This window comes from Rhodoferax sp. ZS1R8, assembly GCF_056521325.1.
In genome coordinates this window covers 1117848-1136471 of sequence record NZ_JBWMBA010000001.1, presented here as the reverse complement: position 1 = coordinate 1136471, position 18624 = coordinate 1117848, and the positions used below count along the sequence as shown (strand labels likewise).

Below are 18624 nucleotides of genomic sequence, written 5' to 3'. Positions count from 1 at the left end.
CCTTTGCCACGCCCTACCGCGCAAATGGCGCAGCCAGCGGCTCGCCAATGAAAACGCCCTGTGCCGGCCAAGCCACGCTGCTCCAGTAGGCCTCGATTGCGGTTGCCCCTTGCAGGTAGTGGGCCAGCAAGATTGGGGGATGTGGAAACTTTTGTACGTGGTTGCAAGGCTCACTGACGGTGCCATAGCTGGCTGTGGCGCCCGCGTCCAGCCACTCCATCGCACTCATCTGCTCACCAGTGCCGCGCAATACGCCGCCAAACGACGTCAAATGGTCGGCCAGCGCGCCCGGTAGCCAGGGTACCGTGTCGGGGGCCTCCATACGTACCAAACCCGTTTGGTACAGAAACACGCGGTGCAGCGGCTTTGTGTCGGCCGCGTCTCGCCGCACAATCTGAAAGCCCAGGTTCGGCATAGCGCGCGCTGGCGGGTAGGTCCGCGCCCGCACATTGCGTGCGGCGTCACCAGTGCTCACCAAGACGGCATCGGCGATGGGCACGCCACGCTTGCCAAGCTGCTGGTCGGAGGCGATGCCCCGGTCGATCATGGCCATGGCCTTGTGCACACTCCCCGAGGCCAGCAGCATGGAGGGCCTGACGTTCAAGTCAGACCACGGCCGCCGCGCCCTGCTGTCGAACAGCCGTGACGGCGCACTGGGCGCACAGGTGTTAGCACAGACGGATGCCTGGAAACCCAGACTCAGGGCCGACGTGATGGAATTGCACTCGACAGCGTAGGGTTCGACCCAGGCCAGCGCCAGCGCCTGCACCTGGGGACCCATGTGCTCACGTACCTGCGTGGCCAGTGCATCAAACTCGGCGACGCTCAGGCTGGACTTAACCGGCAGGGCCACGCGCAACACATGGTCTGGCGTGATGCCGCGGCGCTGCGCATAGTATTCGCCGACCGCGACCGAGTAGGGATCGGCCGTGTTAATGACAAGGCCCAGGTCTTTCGCGGTGAGGCGCGAGCTGCTCTGCGCCCAGGCGGGGCTGCCGACAACACCCAGACATAACGCGAATGCTACTATTTTTGTAGCTGAACAAGCATATTTCACGAGGGCTACAGCCGAATTCGACCCAAAGGTCTCAGACAAACCCGGATTAGAACGGGATGTCGTCGTCCATGTCGTCAAACCCGCTGGCAGGCCGGGGTGCCGGTGCCTGGCGCGCAGCCGGAGCTGCGGCGGCGCGGGGTGCTGGGGCGGCTGCCGGGCGGCGGGGGGGCGCGCTGTCGTAGCCACCACCGTCATCACCAGCCGGTTCGCCCATGCCTTCGCGGCCGCCCAGCATCTGCATTTCATTGGCGATGATGTCGGTCGCATACTTCTCGACGCCATCCTTGTCGGTGTACTTGCGGGTCTTGATGCGGCCCTCCACGTACACGGAGCGGCCTTTTTTCAGGTACTGGCCAACGATCTCAGCCAGCTTGCCAAAGAAGGTGACGCGGTGCCACTCGGTCTCTTCGACCATTTCGCCGGTTTTGTTCTTGTATTTGCTGCTGGTGGCGATGGTGATATTGGCGACCGGCTCCCCGCTGGGCAGGTAGCGGATTTCGGGGTCGCGCCCCAAGTTGCCGACCAGAATGACTTTGTTAACGGATGCCATGGTGTTCCTAATGGTTTGAAGCCAGTTTATCGGGAGTTTATCCGGCCTTGGGCAGCGCTAGGCCAAAGTGGCCAACAGTCATTATCATGGTGGGTTTTTCCAAAACGCCGTTCATCTCCTCTCTCTTCCGCGGGCCACGACCTTGAACTCTCCTTCCGACGGCACCTACCTTGCCCGGGCATTGCAGCAGCAAACCATCAGCATTCGGGGTGCGCGCACCCACAACCTGAAGAATATCGACCTGGACATCCCGCGCAACCAACTGGTGGTGATCACGGGTTTGAGCGGGTCCGGCAAGTCCAGCCTGGCCTTTGACACGCTGTACGCCGAGGGCCAGCGCCGCTATGTGGAAAGCCTGTCCACCTACGCGCGCCAGTTTTTGCAACTGATGGACAAGCCTGACGTGGACGTCATCGAAGGCCTGTCGCCCGCGATTTCCATCGAGCAAAAGGCCACCAGCCACAACCCGCGCTCCACGGTGGGTACGGTGACCGAGATCCACGACTACCTGCGCCTGCTGTTCGCCCGCGCGGGCACGCCCTACTGCCCCGACCACGGCTTGGCGCTGCAAAGCCAGACCGTCAGCCAGATGGTGGACGCCGTGCTGGCCCTGCCCGTGGATACGCGGCTGATGATCCTGGCGCCGGTGGCGCGCGAGAAGAAGGGCGAATTTCTGGACGTGTTTGCCGAGATGCAGGCCCAGGGCTACGTGCGCTTTCGCGTCAACGGCAAGACCTATGAATTCGACGAACTGCCCACGCTGAAGAAGACCGAGAAGCACGACATTGATGTCGTCATCGACCGCATCAAGGTGCGACCCGAGTTGCAACAGCGCCTGGCCGAAAGCTTTGAGGCCGCACTGCGCCTGGCCAATGGCCGCGCCATAGCGCTGGAGATGGACACATCAAGCGGCACAGAGAATGTCGAAAATGATAGCGCCTTACGCACATCTGGCGAGGGCTACAGCCCGAAAGAGCATTTGTTCAATGCCAAATTCGCCTGCCCTGTCTGCAGCTATTCCATCAGCGAGCTGGAGCCTCGGCTGTTTTCGTTCAACTCACCGGTAGGCGCCTGCCCCAGTTGCGACGGCCTGGGCCAGCAGGACTTTTTTGACCCGGCGCGGGTTGTCGCCTTCCCCACACTCAGCCTGGCCAGCGGTGCCATCAAGGGCTGGGACCGGCGCAATGGCTACTACTTCTCGATGCTGGAGAGCCTGGCCAAGCATTACAAGTTTGACATCGACGCCCCGTTTGAATCGCTGCCCGAAGCAGTGCAGCAGGCCATCCTGCACGGTTCGGGTGAAGAGGACATCAAGTTCAGCTACGTGATGGATTCCGGCGCCTCGCAAGGCAAGAAGCTGACCAAGAAGCACCCGTTCGAAGGCATCGTGCCCAACATGGCGCGGCGCTACCGCGAGACCGACTCGGCGCTGGTGCGCGAAGACCTGTCGCGCTACCGCAGCACCCAGCCATGCCAGTCCTGCCTCGGCTCACGCCTGCGGCTCGAGGCCCGCCACGTGAAGATAGGCGAGGGCGACCAGGCCCGGGCCATTTTCGAAATCAGTCGGTCCACGCTGCGCGAAAGTTTTGCCTATTTTCAGACGCTGACCATGCACGGTGCCAAGGGCGATATCGCAGCCAAGGTGGTGCGCGAGATTGGCTTGCGCCTGAAGTTTCTGAACGACGTGGGCCTCAACTACCTCAGCCTGGACCGCAGCGCCGAGACGCTCAGCGGTGGGGAGTCGCAACGCATACGCCTGGCATCGCAAATCGGCTCCGGCCTGACCGGTGTGATGTATGTACTGGACGAGCCCAGCATTGGCCTGCACCAGCGCGACAACGACCGCCTGATCGACACGCTGAAACACCTACGCGATATCGGCAACAGTGTGCTGGTCGTGGAACATGACGAAGACATGATGCGCGCCGCCGACCACATCATCGACATGGGCCTGGGGGCTGGTGTGCACGGCGGGCATGTCATTGCACAGGGCGACTTTGACGCCATTGTCTCCAACACCAAGTCGCTGACCGGCCAGTACCTGGCACAGGCGCTGAAAATCGCGGTGCCGAAACGCCGCACACCGTGGCTACCCACGGTCATCGCCCAACCCTACAAACCTGCAGACAAGGGGCAGCGCTATGTACCCAGCCCGGCCGCGGTGCGGCGTGCCGAACGCGAGGCGCAGCACCTGGCCACACAGGGCGATCTGCAAAGGCTGCGGGTGGTGGGCGCGAGCGGCCACAACCTCAAAGACGTGACGGTGGACTTTCCGGTCGGACTGTTCACCTGCGTGACCGGTGTCTCGGGTTCGGGCAAATCCACGCTGGTCAACGACACGCTGTACGCCGCCGTTGCCCGCACCATCTACCGCGCCCATGACGAGCCGGCACCGCACACGGCCATCGAAGGCATCGAGCACTTCGACAAGGTCATCAACGTGGACCAGTCACCCATTGGCCGCACACCGCGCAGCAACCCCGCCACTTACACCGGGCTATTTACACCGATACGCGAGCTGATGGCCGAGGTGCCGACTGCGCGCGAACGTGGCTATGGCCCCGGGCGCTTTTCTTTCAATGTGGCCGGTGGCCGCTGCGAGGCGTGCCAGGGCGACGGCATGGTCAAGGTGGAGATGCACTTTCTGCCCGACGTGTATGTGCCCTGCGATGTCTGCGCCGGCATGCGCTACAACCGCGAGACGCTGGAGGTGGTGTACAAGGGCAAGAACATTGCACAAATATTGGACCTCACCGTCGAGGCGGCTTATGAGTTTCTGCAGGCCGTGCCCACCATCTCGCGCAAGCTGCAAACCCTGCTGGATGTGGGCCTGAGCTATATCAAGCTGGGCCAGGCCGCGACCACGTTGTCCGGCGGCGAGGCGCAACGCGTCAAGCTGGCGTTGGAACTTTCCAAACGCGACACCGGCCGCACGCTGTACATCCTGGACGAACCCACGACCGGCCTGCACTTTGCCGACATCGACCTGCTGCTCAAAGTCTTGCACCAGTTGCGCGACGCGGGCAACACCATTGTGGTCATCGAGCACAACCTGGACGTCATCAAGACTGCCGACTGGCTGATTGACATGGGCCCCGAAGGCGGGTCCGGCGGTGGCACCGTGCTGGGGGTCGGTACCCCCGAAGACATCGCGGCCAACCCGGCCAGCCATACCGGACGCTATTTACAGCGCTTGCTGTAGCCACTGCCAGCGCGCAGACGGCGTTCTGCGGCTTCCGTGCTATTGTGCAGTGGCCGCCGGGCGCATTACGATGCGAGCCAGTACCTGGAATCAACAGCCACCCCTCCATGCTTTTGTTTGAGCACAACGTCGAGGTCGACCGCCTGGCACGGCTACTCGAAAGCGCGCGTGTGCCGGACGAAGATCTGCAAACCCAGGTCACACTGGCCTGGTATTTGCGCCAACAAGACAATGTGCGGGCCTGTGCGCTGGCCGGCAAGGCCCGTGCACTGTTGGCCGCGCAATCGGTGGTGGCACCCCAGGAGGTACAGCGGCTGCTAGCCCGGCTGGACCTGGTGGATGCCGAAACACATTGCATGCTATCCGACTTTGACCTGGCCCTCAGGACCGCGCACGACGCACTCGCCGTTTTCAACGCCATTGACGACCCCACAGGTTGCGCCGATGCCCATGGCATTTTGGCCGCCGTGCATTCTGGCACCGGCGACCTTCCGCAGCGCGACCGGTGCCTGGCCGCGGCTGCGGACCACGCTGCACGCTGTACTGACCAGCAACGCGTCGACTATTTCGAGGCCAACCGCGCACGCTACGCGGTGCTGCGCGATGTACGCCAGAGCAACCTGGTGTGGGGACAGCGGTTTGCCGACGACACCAGCGGCATGCACGCCAGCGTTGCGGCCAGCATCCACTCCTACTTCGCCACGCGCGACTACAGCACCGGCAACTTCGCCCGAGCAGTCGTGCAATTCGACAAGGCCTTCGAGGCGGCCAGCCAGTCCGGCCAATTGCTGGTTGCCGTGGTGGCGGCAGTCAACACTGGTAACACCTACGAAGCGCTCAACGACCACGACGCGGCGCTGGAGTGTCTGCAGCGCGGTCTGGACCTGGCACGCACCACAGGCTGGGCCGTCGCGCTGGGGCCTTGCCTGCACCAGATGGCCGAAATCATGGGCGCCATGGGGCGCCTGGACGCGGCCCAATCCATGCTCGACGAGGCCGTACAGATCTACGCGCCGCTGCGCAATTCGCGCAACTACGGCGCCGTATTGGCGTCACTGGGCGAACTGGCGCAAAAACGGGGCGACTATCCCCGCGCGCTGGGACTGTTCCGCCAGCAGGTCGCCCGTGCACAACACCTGGGCCAGACCGACCAGTTGATAGAAGCCCAGACTGGCGTTGCCAGCGCGCTGCTGCAATTGCGTGACGACACCGAGGCCGAAGAAACCGTGACCGCGGCATTGCGCATGGCACAACACCAGGGCGCCGCAATCCTGGAGGTCAGCGCAAAGCGCCTGCTGGCGCGTATCCACGCCTACCGGGGTAACCGCGTGGCGGCGATGGAATGCCTGGAGCAGGCCCTGGCCACCGCACGCAAGGTGGAGGGCTATCTGATCCCCAGCGACCTGCTGTTGGCCGTCGCCGAAGAATATGCCCAGGCGGGCCGACATGCCGAGGCCTACCAGCATGCCGTGCTGGCCGGTGCGGCCCGTGAGCGCGTGCTGAACCAGGAAGCGTCCAACCGCGCGACCGCGATGCAGGTCCGCATGGACACAGAGCGGGCCCGTGCCGAGAGCGACTTCCACCGTCGCCAGGCTGAGGCCGAGACCCGGCGCGCCGCGGTATTACAGCAAAGCAGCGACACGCTGAAGCTGCTCGGCGCCATTGGCCAGGAGATCACGTCGCAGTTGGACAAGGAACATGTCTTTGGTGTGATCGAACGCCATATGCACGGCCTGCTGGATGCTTCCAGCTTCTCCATTTATCTGATGGATGCAGACGGACAAGGCCTCACGTCGGTCTACGACGTGGAAGAAGGCCAGCGCCTGAGCGCCGACCAGTTGTTGCTTGATGACCCCCATTCGTTTTGTGCGCGCTGCGTGCGCGAGCGCCGCGAACTGCTGATCGACTTTACGAATCCCGCGCAGCTACCCAACTATGTGCCGGGCACGCTGGTCACTTTGAGCGCGCTGTTCGCACCGCTGACAATCGCCGACCGCGTGCTCGGTGTCATGACGATACAGTCCACCCGTGCCAATGCCTATGCCGAAAATGAGCGACTGGTGTTCCGAACGCTGTGCGCCTACACCGCCATCGGCCTGGACAACGCGATGGCCTACACCCACCTGCGCGATGCCAAGGACCAACTGGTCGTGCACGAGAAACTGGCGGCGCTGGGATCCCTGGTGGCAGGTGTCGCCCATGAGCTCAACACCCCCATCGGCAATAGTTTGCTCACTGCCACCACCTTGCAGGAAAACACCCGCGCGCTGGAAGCCGCAGCCGCCAGCGGTAGCATGCGCCGCAGCACCCTGACCGACTACATCTCATCTTGCCACGAGGGTCTGGAACTGGTGACCCGCGGCCTGCGTTCCGCCGGCGAACTGGTGCAAAGCTTCAAGCAGGTGGCGGTGGACCGCGCCACGGAACAGCGGCGCACTTTTGACCTGCTGCGCACCAGCCAGGAGGTGGTCGCCACACTACAACGGAGCATCCAGGTGGCGGGCCATAAGCTCGAAATGGATATCGCGGATGGCATCGTATTGGACGGCTACCCCGGGCCCTATGGCCAGGTCCTGACCAACCTGATCAACAATGCCACGCTGCATGCCTTTGGCTCGCGCCGCGGTGGCGCAATGCGGCTGCAGGCACAGCTGGTGCGCAATATTTTGGTGGAAATACGTTTCAGCGACGACGGTGTCGGCATAGCGGTCGAGAATTTGAAGCGTATCTTTGACCCGTTCTTCACGACCAAGCTCGGCCAAGGCGGTAGCGGCCTGGGCATGTCCATCAGCTACAACATCGTCACGTCGCTGTTTGGCGGTGAACTGGAGGTGGAAAGCACGCCGGGTGAGGGCAGCTGCTTTGTGCTGCGCCTGCCGCTGATCGCTCCCCACCACCCGGAGGACAACCGGCACCTGGCTTAGATGGGAGCCCCCACGCGCCGCTGCGCGGGTCGCTACCCCCTCTAGGGGCTAAGTCCGCTGGGGCAGCCCGGCGCGGATTTGCTGTTGCCTTCACTTGCTTGCAATACTGGGGCGGTCGGCCACCCGGTCGCGCCAGGCCTGCAACGCGGCCATACCCTCGCGCCCGGGGTGAAACTTCATCAGGCGGGCAAATTCGATGGCGCAAAATGCCGTGATGTCAGCAATCGTGAAGCGATTCCCCGCCAGCCACGGCTGGTGCTGCAGCACCGTATCAAACCAGGCCGCCACCTCGCGCACCTTGTGAGCCTGCGATTGGCCAAACTCCGGAAACTGCGGCTGCTCCAGCGGCGCCAGCCCCGGGTGCGTGTGGCGTACCGTATTGGCAATGCCAGCCAGCAGGTACAACTCGGCACGCCGGTCCGCCATCTCTATGAACGCACGCTCCTCGGCATCGACGCCCATCAAATTGGGCTGGGGGTACAGGCCTTCTAGGTAGGTGCAAATGGCGCGGGTCTCGGTCAGCACGCGGCCGTCGTCCAGCTCCAGCGCCGGCACCTTGGCCAAAGGGCTCAGGGCGCGGTAGGCCTCGCCCTTGTGCTCCTGGGCGTTCAGGTCTACCGTCACGAGATCAATGCCGGTGATGGCCTTCTCGGCCATGAACGCCAGCACGCGGCGAGGGCTGGGCGCACCGGGCGCGTAGTACAGCTTCATGCTCAGACCCCAGACGTGCGGGACTGTCCCATCTCGACCATGTTGCGCGCAGCCTCGGAGAATTGCTTGGCTTTTTCCTCGCTGTCGCGTACCGGGGATGGCGGGTTTTCTATGCCTCTTTGTACCGCAGGCCGCGACCGGATGGCCGACAGCCAGCGCTGCAGGTGGGGCAAGTCGTCCACCTCCACGCCGGACCAGCGGTGGGTGCGCACCCAGGCCCAGTTGGCGATGTCGGCAATGGAATAGTCGCCTGCCAGGTACTCGTGGTCCTTCAGGTGGCCGTCCAGCACGCGGAACAAGCGCTTGGACTCACCCTGGTAACGGTCGATCGCGGCGGGTATCTTTTCGGGGAAGTAACGGTGGAACACATTTGCCTGGCCCATCATCGGACCCACGCCACCCATCTGGAACATCAGCCACTGCAGCACGCGGGAGCGGCCTTTGGCGTCGTGCGGCATCAGCTGCCCGGTCTTTTCTGCCAGGTAGATAAGGATGGCGCCGGATTCGAAAACGGCGAAGTCATCCGCCCCGCGGTCCACGACGGCAGGGATGCGGCCATTGGGGCAAATCGCCAGATACGCGGGCAATTTCTGCTCGCCCTTGCTCAGGTCTAGCACCTTCAGCGTGTACGGCAGCGCCAGCTCTTCCAGCGCGATAGAGATTTTGTGCCCGTTGGGCGTGGCAGCGGTGTAGAGATCAATCATGCGGCCCATTATGGGGCAGCGACCCGCTCAGCGGCGCAGCGTGGGGGCTAGCTCGGCATCAGCCCAAGAAGCCCAGGTTCGTCGGGTAATCGGGCCGGCCCCCTGCAACGCCGAAACGCCGCAGATTGGGCAGGATGCTGGCCAACTCGCTATCGGCTACACCAAACCAGCGGGCCAGCGTGGCCGCATACTGGTCTACAGACGTGGTGGGCAGCAGGCGCCCTTGGCCTACGTGCCACTGATCCTGCGCCGCGGCGGTGTTGGACACACTGACCGGTGGCGCCGTACCGTAGAACGCTGCGCCGCGGACCGCGCCACCGACCATCAGGTGGTGGCTGCCCCACCCGTGGTCCGAACCATCACCATTCGATGTCAGCGTGCGACCAAAATCCGAGGCTGTGAATGCTGTGACGTTGTTGGCAACGCCCAACTCCAAGGTGGCGTTGTAAAACGCGCTCAACGCCTCGCTGACCTTGCCCATCAAAATGGGCTGTTGCGTGATCAGGTTATCGTGCAAATCAAAGCCGCCCAGCGACACCAGGAATACCTGGCGCTTGGCTCCCAGGCCATTGCGCGCACCGATCAACCGCGCCACCAGCTTGAGCTGATCGGCCAGCGAATTGCCGGTAGGAAACGGTGTGGCAATCGTCGACGCGGCCAGGCCGGTAGAGATCTGCGCCTCCGCACCAATGGCCCGCGCCGTGACCCGGTTGTATTCGTTCTCCAGCGTATGGGTGCGCGGCTGCTGCACCAGGCCGGCCAGGGCCGTCTTGACTGCGCTGGAGCCGTATACATTGTTCTTCACCGCATTGATGGGCACGGCGCCGTTGCTGCTGACCTGGTAAGAAAGCGCACTGGCACCCGACAAAAATACCGCGTTGCCAGTCACATTGATGCAGGTGAACAGCGAGTTGCCGTTGCCCGACAAGGCCAGGTCGCCTATATTGCCACCCCAACCGGTGGTGGAGCCTTCGGGAGACGAGGATTGCCAGATGGACTGCTGGTCGTTGTGCGAAAACAGTTTAGGGGGTAGCGGGAAGTTGACGCGATCCGAGCCTAAATACTGCGCCTTGGTCAGCGGCGCCACCAGTGGGCCTACGTTCAGCTGTACTGCGGCCTTGCCGCTATTGAACAGATTGGCAAGGCCGGTCATCGACGGGTGCAACGCGTACTGGCGCCCACCCGGCAGCGCTGTGGTCGGGTTCAGCAGCGTGGCGCCCAGCGCGGACTTGGCCAGCGCGATCCCCCCAGCCGTCTGCCCGAAGCCCCCCCCACGGATGGTGCTGTACTGGTTGTAGCTGGGATCGTCGTAGGTGACGACGGTGTTGGCATAGTCGTTACCGCCGTAAAAGAACACGCACACCAAAGCCTTGTAATCGGTGGCCTCAAATGCCGCAGCCTCGCCCATGGCGGCCAGATTCAATGCAAAGGGCAGAGCCGTGCCGCTCAGGGCCAGCTGGCCGCTACGCCGCAGAAATGCGCGGCGCGTGTGTTTGTCGGAGTCAAGCAAATGCATGGCGCTTCCTATTTCACTATTTTTGGATGAGGTATTCACTGGACGCCATGACCATCAACACGGCGGCGGCCACGCGGTCGCGCTTGACGCTGTCCGAGCTCGTGGCAGTGACAGGGGTGGCGTTGAGCGCATTGACAATCAGGGTTTGCGTGGCGGCCGACATCTGCCCCGCGCACAGCAGCAAATTCAGACGCTTGACCAGAGCTGCAGCGTCCAGCACCAGAGCCAACTCGGCCGTGTAGGTGGCCGTGATGTCATAGCCATTGGTCGCATTGCTCGTGCTCTGCGGCAAGTCGGGCGCGTTGACAAAGATGCCACTGCGTATCGTGGTCTGCATCGCGTTCAGGTAGCCGCCAACACTGCTTTCGTTGACCAACTGAAACTCTGGCGCCGGTGTCTGGCTAGCGCTTAAAGCGGTGCTGGGCGGCACATAGCCGGGCCGGAAAAAATTGAAAACACTGGGAGAGCGCAACGGACTCTGGCCAATCTGCGTGGCCGGGTTGCTGAGATCCCCGATCTTCCAGCTGCCGCGCGCAGAATTGATGCCAAAGGTGCGGCCCCACTGCACCAGGCGCACGATGGGTTCGCGCAGCTTGCCAAAACCGTTTTGCGTCAGGCCCGCCGGGCTGCGTGCCTCTTCGTCCAGCAGGACAGCAGAGAACACCGCTTTCAAATCGCCTCGTACGCCCGCTCCGTTGTTGTTGAAAGCGCGCGCCACACGTTCCACATACGCCGGACTGGGATTGCTTGTGACCAGTCGCTGGATCATCTGCTTGCCAAAGAACGGTCCGACATTGGGGTGGTTAAACAGCGTGTCCAGCGCGATCTTCAACGCTGCGACACCATCGGTGCCCGCTGGAACCGTAGCGCCGAGAAAGCTGGCCGCCAGTGTGGAATGGTTACTCGGTGTCAGGCGCATCGGAACGCGCGTAAATACCGTGTTGGGGATGTTGCGGTTGTTTACCGGCTCCAGCGTGAAGACGTTTTGTGTCTGGTCGAAATCCCATCCGGTAAATACGCGAGCGATATTGGTGACATCGCTCTGCGTATAGGTTTCCAGCTTGTTGCCGCTGGCGTCTTTTTTCACGGTGCCATCGTTGTTGAGCTGGTAGACGCCCAGCGTGAACAACTGCATCACCTCGCGGCCGTAGTTCTCGTCTGGCGCACGACCGGTAGCCGGATTCTCTTTGAGGTTTCCCTTGGTGTTCAGGTAGTACCCCATCGCAGCGTTCAGCGTCACGTCCTGCAGCAGGTTGCGGAAGTTTCCCGTGGCCTGGGAGCTGAGCATGTCCCACCAATAGGCAATTGCGTGGCTGCGCCACGAAAAATCCAGCCCCGACAGCGACAGGACAAAGAATTCGGACAGTGCAAGCGTCATGCGTTTGCGCACTGCGTCGCTGGACGTCATCAGCTGGTTCCAAAGGGCGTAATCACCGGGGTAGCTGTTGTCGTAGAAATTGGTGGCGCTATTGATGGTGCCGTAGCCGCGCAGGTTCAACCAGTCGTAGGCGGAGGTGCTGGGGGCCGCTGCAAACTGCTCGTTCAGCCAGACCGCATAAGACTTGCTGCGCACTGCGGCAATATCCGCGTCCGATGCAGAAAACTGCGCTTGCAGCAGAAAACGCGCTGCGTCTTCGTCGCTTGCGGCCATGGTGTAGGTGGGGGCAGGCGGCGCGGCAGTCGTGGCTGTCGGCGAAGAGCTGGGCCCCGTCGTCGCACCGCTCCCGCCGCTACCGCCACCACCGCACGCCGCCAGCAGGGCAGCAGCGGCCAGGGCCGGGGTCAATTTTTCGGGGTTGATGGCGGGGCTGTCCGCCGCGACGGCCGGTTCGCAATCGGCCAGATCTGTGACACGCATAGTTTTCGCACCTGTTACTGTAGAGGTGCAGCTTAGCGAGATTCTCTGATCGGTAAACCTTACAAAAGCTCGGTCAGACTGCGCAAGTGTTACGGCGTGTAAACACTCCCAAGGGTTTACCCGCCCCCGAGTTTCGCCGGCGTGGGCTGCGCAGGCTAGCGCGACGCTTGCAGCAGTTCGCGGGTGCGCAAGGCTTCCGCCCGGGCGGCACGGGCGAAGTCGGCCCCCGAGGATGCGTACAAAATGGCCCGCGATGAGTTCACAACGACAGGCGCCGTGGTCTGCCCGTCGGCACTGCGCCAGCCCGCCTTGACGGTGGCGGCCGCATCGCCCCCCTGTGCGCCGACGCCGGGTATCAGCAGTGGCAGCGTGGGTGCCAGGGCACGCACGCGTTCGATCTCGGCCGGATAGGTGGCCCCGACCACCAGGCCCAGTTGGCCATTGAGGTTCCACGGGCCTTGGGCCAGGCGGGCAATATGCTCGTACAGCAGGGGCTGGCCGTCGACCGATGCCAGGCGCTGCGACTGCAAATCGTCACCGCCAGGGTTGGAGGTGCGGCACAGCAGGAAGGCGCCCTTGCCGTGGTACTTCAGATAGGGCGCCACGGAGTCAAAACCCATGAACGGTGACAGCGTGACGGCGTCTGCACCGTAGCGCTCGAAGGCTTCGATCGCATACTGCTCGGCCGTGCTGCCGATGTCGCCACGCTTGGCGTCCAGGATGACTGGCACATGGGGTGCGGCGCTGCGCATGTGGGCAATCAGTCGCTCCAGCTGGGCTTCGGCACGGTGCGCAGCAAAGTAGGCGATTTGGGGTTTGAAGGCCATGGCCACATCGGCCGTGGCATCGATGATGGCCGCGCAGAAGTCATAGATGCGGCTGGCATCGCCGCGGTACTGGTCGGGGAATTTGGCAGGGTCCGGGTCCAGACCCACACACAACAAGGAACCGTTTTGGCGCTCGGCTGTGCGCAGCTGGTCTAGAAAAGTCATGGGCCTTATTGTAGGGAGGCCGCCCAGCGACCCGCGCAGCGGTGGAGGGAGGGGGAGCAAATCCGCGCCGGCAGTAATCTAGCCTTCAAGCACATCCATCCCCAAGCACAGGTCGGCCCAGGCCTTTGCCTTGTCGACGCTGGCGCGCAGCAAGGACCTGGGGTGGTAGCTGACGATGACGGGAATGCCCCGGTAGCTGTAGACCTTGCCGCGCTGTTTGCCCAAGGGCAGCGCGGCCTCGGTTGGGTGCTCCTCCAGCGCCAGCTGCGCGGCAAAACGGCCCATGGCCAGGATGAGCTTGGGCTGCACCAGGGCCATTTCGCGCTGCAGGAACTGTGCGCACTGGGCCAGTTCTGCCGGCTGCGGCAGGCGCCCCATCGGCGGGCGGCACTTGACCACGTTGCTGAGGTATGCGCCCTGGCGACCCTGTCCGCCCCGGCTGGCACCCACCGCCTTCAGCATGTTGTCCAGCAGCAAGCCCGCCTGCTCCACAAAGGGCTGGCCCAGGCGGTCTTCGTCTTCATCGGGTGGGTCGCCCAGTACCAGCCAGTCGGCCTGCAGCGCGGTGTCCGGCATCTGCAGCGTGCTGTGTTTGCGCCCGGCGCACAGGCCGCAGGCTTGGCAGGCGGCGGCCGCAGCGCGCAAATCTGCCGCGTTCGCAGACTGCAGGGCCAAGGCCTCGCCCGGCACCAGCGCCGCAACGGGGCGGCCATTGGGGTACCCGTCGCCCGCACGGGCAGGCGATGGCGGGGGCGCAACAGGCGGTGCGGTGCGGGGTGCCGCAGGCGCAGGTGGGCTGGTCCGCGCCTGCTCGGGCACAACAGCCTCGGTCTGCGGCAGCCACACGCGCACACCCATCTCCTGCAGCATGGCGCGTTGGCGGTCGTCGAGGTCTAGGCTCATGGTGTGATTATGGATTTAGACCAGCTTGAGGCCCATGACGACCGCGTCTTCGCGTTTGCCGTGTCCCGCAGGGTAATAGTCTTTGCGCACGCCGACGCGGGCATAGCCTTGGGCCTCGTAGACGTGCATCGCGCGGGTGTTGCCTACGCGTACCTCCAGCCACAGCCACTGCGCTTCGCGCCCGCGCGCCCACAGCGTCAGCGCGTCCAGCATGACGCGCGACCAGCCCTGGCGCTGGAACTCCGGCGCCACCGTGATGTTCAGCAGGTGCACCTCTTCCACGCCTTCCATGGCCACAAAGTAGCCCAGTACGGTCGTGTCGGCCAGCAGCACCTGGGCCTGGTAGCCCGACTGCAACGCATCGACAAAATGGGGGCGGTTCCACGGATGGGCGTAGGCGCGCTGCTCAATCTGCATCACCGCATCGACCCGGTCGGCATGCAAGGGCTCGAACCGGACCTCGACGGCCGTGGGGCTGGTACTGCGCATGAGCACGCGCAGTCAGTTGCCAGCAGCGGCAGCGTGCGCGGCTGCCTTCTCTGCCATGCGCTCAGCCGTGGTCTTGGCCACCTTGTCGCGGATATAGCTGGGCAGCGCCTGCTCGGCCGGCACTCCCCTGCCGGCAGCCAGCAGCGCCGGCGCCAGGCGCAGCATGGCCGTGGCAGTGGGCAGCGCGGAGATGCGCTGTGCCGCAGCGGCGGCCGGATCCTGCGCGGCCACCCGCTCGCCGTAGACGGCAAATACGTTGCCGGCCAGCAACCACGGCGCTTGCGACAGACCCGGCTCGGCCTGGGCGCGCAGCAATTGCTCGGGTTGCACCAGGTGGCTGCCGCGCAGCTCCGTCCACTGGCCAGCAGCAAAGGCGTAGCTGGCACAGTACATCTCGTCCATGCGGGCGTCCAACAGGGCCGTGACGACACCGGTGGCCTGCGCGGCCAACGCCGTGTACCGCGCTTCTTCGGCCACGGCCAGTAGCGAGTCCACGGCCAGCACCGGCACGCCAGCGCCAAATGCCAGGCCCTGGGCCACCGAGCACGCGGTGCGCAGGCCAGTGAACGAACCCGGGCCGCTGCCAAAGCAGATGGCATCCAGCTCCCGCAACCGCAAACCGGCCTGCTGCAAAAGGCCCAGAATCGCCGGTATCAGATCGGTAGACGCCTTGGCACCGCCGCTCGACGTGTGCTGCCACTGCTGCACCTGCCCGCCCTGCGTGCGGCAGACGGCAATCGACAGCACCTCGGTCCCGGTGTCAAAGGCCAGCAGATTCATGGTTTGCGCCTATGGTTCATAGCCAAATCAGCCTCTAGCCCTCGTGGGGAGAGCGTAAGCAGCTCCTAATTTTGTAGCATCCACAGCAGCCTTGCGCACGCCGAAGACGATGCCCGATGTCACCAAAGCCAGCCCGGCCAACAGGTTCCAGACCAGTGGCTCACCCAGCACCAGCGCGGCGGAGAGGGCCGACAGGCCCGGCACCAGCGCCGTAATCATCGTCGAGCGCACCGGCCCGAAATACTGGATCATCTTCGTGAACGAGATGCCGGAGATGACCACCGAGCCCACGCCCTGGAAGAACATCTGGAAGGTGACATCGTGCAACGGTGCCGTCAGCACGCGCCCCGGCACCCAGTGCAATAGCAGCAGCGCGGTGTAAACCGGCACATAGGTCATGAACGCAAAGGTGGTGATGGCGATGGTGGCACGCACGGCATCCAGCGCATAGCGGCGCACCAGCACGCTGTAGCTGGACCACACGAAGGCTGCCAGCATGAACAGCACGTCGCCGCGCCACACGCCACTGCCATCCAGCGCATGCAGCAGGCTGGCGCCGCCCACCAGCAGGTCACCGCCTACGATCAGCGCCAGGCCCAGCGCACGCACCGGGGTGATGCGGTCACCCAGCACCACGACGGCCAACAACGCCGTCCACAGCGGCAGGCTGCCCGGCATCAGCACCGAGGCATGGGCGGCGGGCGCAAACACAAACCCGCTGTAGGCCAACATGGCGTACAGCAAGCCGCCCAGCACACCGGTCAACAGCGTTTGCCGCAGAGGCAGCGGCGAGAAGCCAAACAGCGAGCCCGCATCCGGATTTGTTCGCCGGTCACGGCGCACCAGCCACCAGCCCCACGGCAGCAGGATCAGGCCGGCGCCCCACAGGCGGGCATAGACGATATCGAAGGGGTTGAGCACACCGCCACGGGCCGGGTCGGCCGACGCGCGGGCGATGACGATGAACGACGTCCAGATGACCACGGTGACCACTGCAGCCAGCACGCCCACAGCTTTGGGGGACAGGGCGGCGAACGGGTTGGCGGGGCGTGTGGACATCCCTTCGATTATCGGGGATGCCCGCCGCTCTTGCCCGCGCGGGATAATCCCATGCATGCAGATTTGCTCCCCAATATCCCGTGCCGGCCCGCCGCCCACGGTGCGCCAACGCCACCTTTCCAATGGGCGGTGCGCCGCCGCTGTGCTGGGTGGCTTGCTAGGCCTGATGAGTCAACTCCACGCCCAAAATTTGCCCCCCGAGGTGGACGCCGCACTGGCCCGCGCCAAGATTCCGCGCGAGGCCGTATCCGTGCTGCTGGTAGACGCCCAGGGCCAGGGTGCGCCCCGCGTCAGCCACCGCGCCAACACCGCGATGAACCCTGCATCGGTGATGAAGCTGGTCACCACCTATGCGGCACTGGACCTGCTGGGGCCCAGCTACACCTGGTCCACACCGGTGTTTGTCGACGGCCCGGTGCGCGATGGCACGCTGCACGGCAACCTGACGATCCAGGGCCAGGGCGACCCCAAGCTGGTGCTGGAGCGCATGTGGCTGCTGCTGCGCCGCGTGCAGGGCGTGGGCATACGCAGCATCGTGGGCGACATCGTGCTGGACCGCAGTGCCTTTGATGTGCCCAATGGAGATCCCTCCGCCTTTGACGGCGAGCCGCTCAAGCCCTACAACGCCGCGCCGGATGCGCTGCTGATCAATTTCAAATCAGTGGTCATGACCTTCGCGCCCGAGCCGGGCGGCACCCAGGCCCGCGTGCAGTTCGACCCGCCACTGGCCGGCGTGCAGATGCAGGCCACGGTGCCACTGCTGGCGGGCGAATGCGGCGACTACCGCTCCACGCTGAAGGCCGATTTCAGCGACCCCAAACAGATACGCTTTGCCGGCAGCTACGCGCCCAGTTGCGGCGAGAAGGTGTGGGCCGTGGCCTATGCCGACCCCAAGAGCTATGCCACCCGCGCCGTGCAGGGCATGTGGCAGGACATGGGTGGCAAGCTGCAGGGCACGGTGCGCGTGGGAACGCTGTCCGGCACCACGGCGGCAGCCTACAAACCGGTGTTTGACGTGCGCTCGGCACCCCTGGCCGAGATCGTGCGCGACATCAACAAGTACAGCAACAACGTGATGGCGCAGCAGGTCTACCTGACGCTGGGGCGCGTGCTGACGCCGCCAGCCACTGCACCCGGCACCAGCGATGCGGTGACGGGGCCGGGCACGTTCGAGGCCTCGCACAAGGTGGTGCAACGCTGGTGGGTGGAGCGCTTTGGCGCGGATGATGTGCCGGTGCTGGAAAACGGCTCCGGGCTGTCGCGCAATGAGCGCATCAGCGCCAACGCGCTGGGGCGTTTGCTGCAGGCTGCCTATGCCTCACCGCTGATGCCTGAGCTGATGAACTCGCTGCCCATCAACGGCGTGGACGGCACGCTGCGCCGCGCCAAGACCCGCACCAGCGGTTACGCCCATCTGAAGACCGGCAGCCTGAACGAAGTGGTGGCCGTGGCCGGCTACGTGCATGGCGTGGCTGGCAAACGCTATGTGCTGGTCGCCATCGTCAACCACCCCAATGCCCGCGCCGCAAGGCCTGCCATCGATGCGATGGTCGACTGGGCCGCTCGGTAATTTATGCCCCTATCTGAAATCATCGGCTACGCCGCGGCCTTCCTCACCACATCCAGTTTTGTGCCGCAGGCGGTGCACACCTTCAAAACGAAGGACGTCCGCGGCATCTCGCTGACGATGTACAGCACCTTTGTGGTGGGTATCACGCTGTGGTTGATTTACGGACTGCTGTTGAACGCCTGGCCCATCGTTCTGGCCAATGCCATCACGCTAACTTTGGCGATCGCGATCCTGGCGATGAAACTCAAGTACCGGTAAACCAGTTTCACCGCTTGGGCGGGACACCTGCCACATTTAAGTCAGACCACC

The 18624-nt window shown here is 64.0% G+C and carries 15 protein-coding genes; 4 read left to right on the top strand and 11 right to left on the bottom strand.

The features are described 5' to 3' along the window. Positions 1-13: 13 nt before the first annotated feature. Together AC097P_RS05260 and ssb are read right to left on the bottom strand one after the other, a co-directional pair. On the bottom strand, positions 14-1057 hold the full coding sequence (locus AC097P_RS05260; protein WP_479609303.1) for a TIGR03790 family protein: 1044 nt from the start codon (positions 1055-1057) through the stop codon (positions 14-16). 46 nt (positions 1058-1103) lie between these two features. Beyond that, the gene (ssb, locus tag AC097P_RS05255) at positions 1104-1607 is read right to left on the bottom strand and encodes a single-stranded DNA-binding protein (RefSeq protein ID WP_479609302.1); all 504 of its coding nucleotides are present in this window, start codon (positions 1605-1607) and stop codon (positions 1104-1106) included. A gap of 142 nt (positions 1608-1749) precedes the next feature. On the opposite strand from ssb, the gene uvrA reads away from it, so the two are divergent. Together uvrA and AC097P_RS05245 are read left to right on the top strand one after the other, a co-directional pair. After that, entirely contained in the window at positions 1750-4809 is a 3060-nt protein-coding gene (uvrA, locus tag AC097P_RS05250) for an excinuclease ABC subunit UvrA (RefSeq protein WP_479609301.1), read from the top strand. 107 nt (positions 4810-4916) lie between these two features. Next, entirely contained in the window at positions 4917-7733 is a 2817-nt protein-coding gene (locus AC097P_RS05245; protein WP_479609300.1) for an ATP-binding protein, read from the top strand. A 90-nt stretch (positions 7734-7823) separates the two neighbouring features. Here AC097P_RS05245 and AC097P_RS05240 read toward each other — a convergent pair whose 3' ends face one another. From AC097P_RS05240 to AC097P_RS05200, 9 genes are all read right to left on the bottom strand, one after another. Then, positions 7824-8444, bottom strand: coding sequence for a glutathione S-transferase family protein (locus AC097P_RS05240; RefSeq protein WP_479609299.1), 621 nt, complete (start codon positions 8442-8444; stop codon positions 7824-7826). A gap of 2 nt (positions 8445-8446) precedes the next feature. Continuing rightward, positions 8447-9148 carry a glutathione S-transferase family protein gene (locus AC097P_RS05235; protein WP_479609298.1) on the bottom strand — a complete coding sequence of 234 codons (702 nt, stop codon included), beginning with the start codon at positions 9146-9148 and terminating at the stop codon, positions 8447-8449. Between the two features lie 58 nt (positions 9149-9206). Next, positions 9207-10664, bottom strand: coding sequence for a DUF1501 domain-containing protein (locus AC097P_RS05230; protein ID WP_479609297.1), 1458 nt, complete (start codon positions 10662-10664; stop codon positions 9207-9209). A 16-nt stretch (positions 10665-10680) separates the two neighbouring features. After that, the gene (locus tag AC097P_RS05225) at positions 10681-12522 is read right to left on the bottom strand and encodes a DUF1800 domain-containing protein (RefSeq protein ID WP_479609296.1); all 1842 of its coding nucleotides are present in this window, start codon (positions 12520-12522) and stop codon (positions 10681-10683) included. Between the two features lie 155 nt (positions 12523-12677). Next, on the bottom strand, positions 12678-13514 hold the full coding sequence (gene pyrF, locus AC097P_RS05220; protein WP_479609295.1) for an orotidine-5'-phosphate decarboxylase: 837 nt from the start codon (positions 13512-13514) through the stop codon (positions 12678-12680). Positions 13515-13592: 78 nt separating this feature from the next. Further along, positions 13593-14417 carry a uracil-DNA glycosylase gene (locus tag AC097P_RS05215; protein ID WP_479609294.1) on the bottom strand — a complete coding sequence of 275 codons (825 nt, stop codon included), beginning with the start codon at positions 14415-14417 and terminating at the stop codon, positions 13593-13595. Between the two features lie 15 nt (positions 14418-14432). Further along, the gene (gene rimI, locus AC097P_RS05210) at positions 14433-14906 is read right to left on the bottom strand and encodes a ribosomal protein S18-alanine N-acetyltransferase (RefSeq protein ID WP_479609293.1); all 474 of its coding nucleotides are present in this window, start codon (positions 14904-14906) and stop codon (positions 14433-14435) included. Between the two features lie 12 nt (positions 14907-14918). After that, positions 14919-15686, bottom strand: coding sequence for a tRNA (adenosine(37)-N6)-threonylcarbamoyltransferase complex dimerization subunit type 1 TsaB (tsaB, locus tag AC097P_RS05205; protein WP_479609292.1), 768 nt, complete (start codon positions 15684-15686; stop codon positions 14919-14921). 27 nt (positions 15687-15713) lie between these two features. Further along, positions 15714-16745, bottom strand: coding sequence for a DMT family transporter (locus tag AC097P_RS05200; protein ID WP_479609291.1), 1032 nt, complete (start codon positions 16743-16745; stop codon positions 15714-15716). A gap of 55 nt (positions 16746-16800) precedes the next feature. Here AC097P_RS05200 and dacB point away from each other — a divergent pair, with 55 nt between their 5' ends. Both dacB and AC097P_RS05190 read left to right on the top strand, forming a co-directional pair. Further along, entirely contained in the window at positions 16801-18315 is a 1515-nt protein-coding gene (gene dacB, locus AC097P_RS05195; RefSeq protein ID WP_479609290.1) for a D-alanyl-D-alanine carboxypeptidase/D-alanyl-D-alanine endopeptidase, read from the top strand. A 3-nt stretch (positions 18316-18318) separates the two neighbouring features. Further along, positions 18319-18573, top strand: a complete 255-nt coding sequence (locus tag AC097P_RS05190; RefSeq protein ID WP_479609289.1) for a SemiSWEET transporter — start codon at positions 18319-18321, stop codon at positions 18571-18573. The last annotated feature ends 51 nt before the right edge of the window (positions 18574-18624 follow it).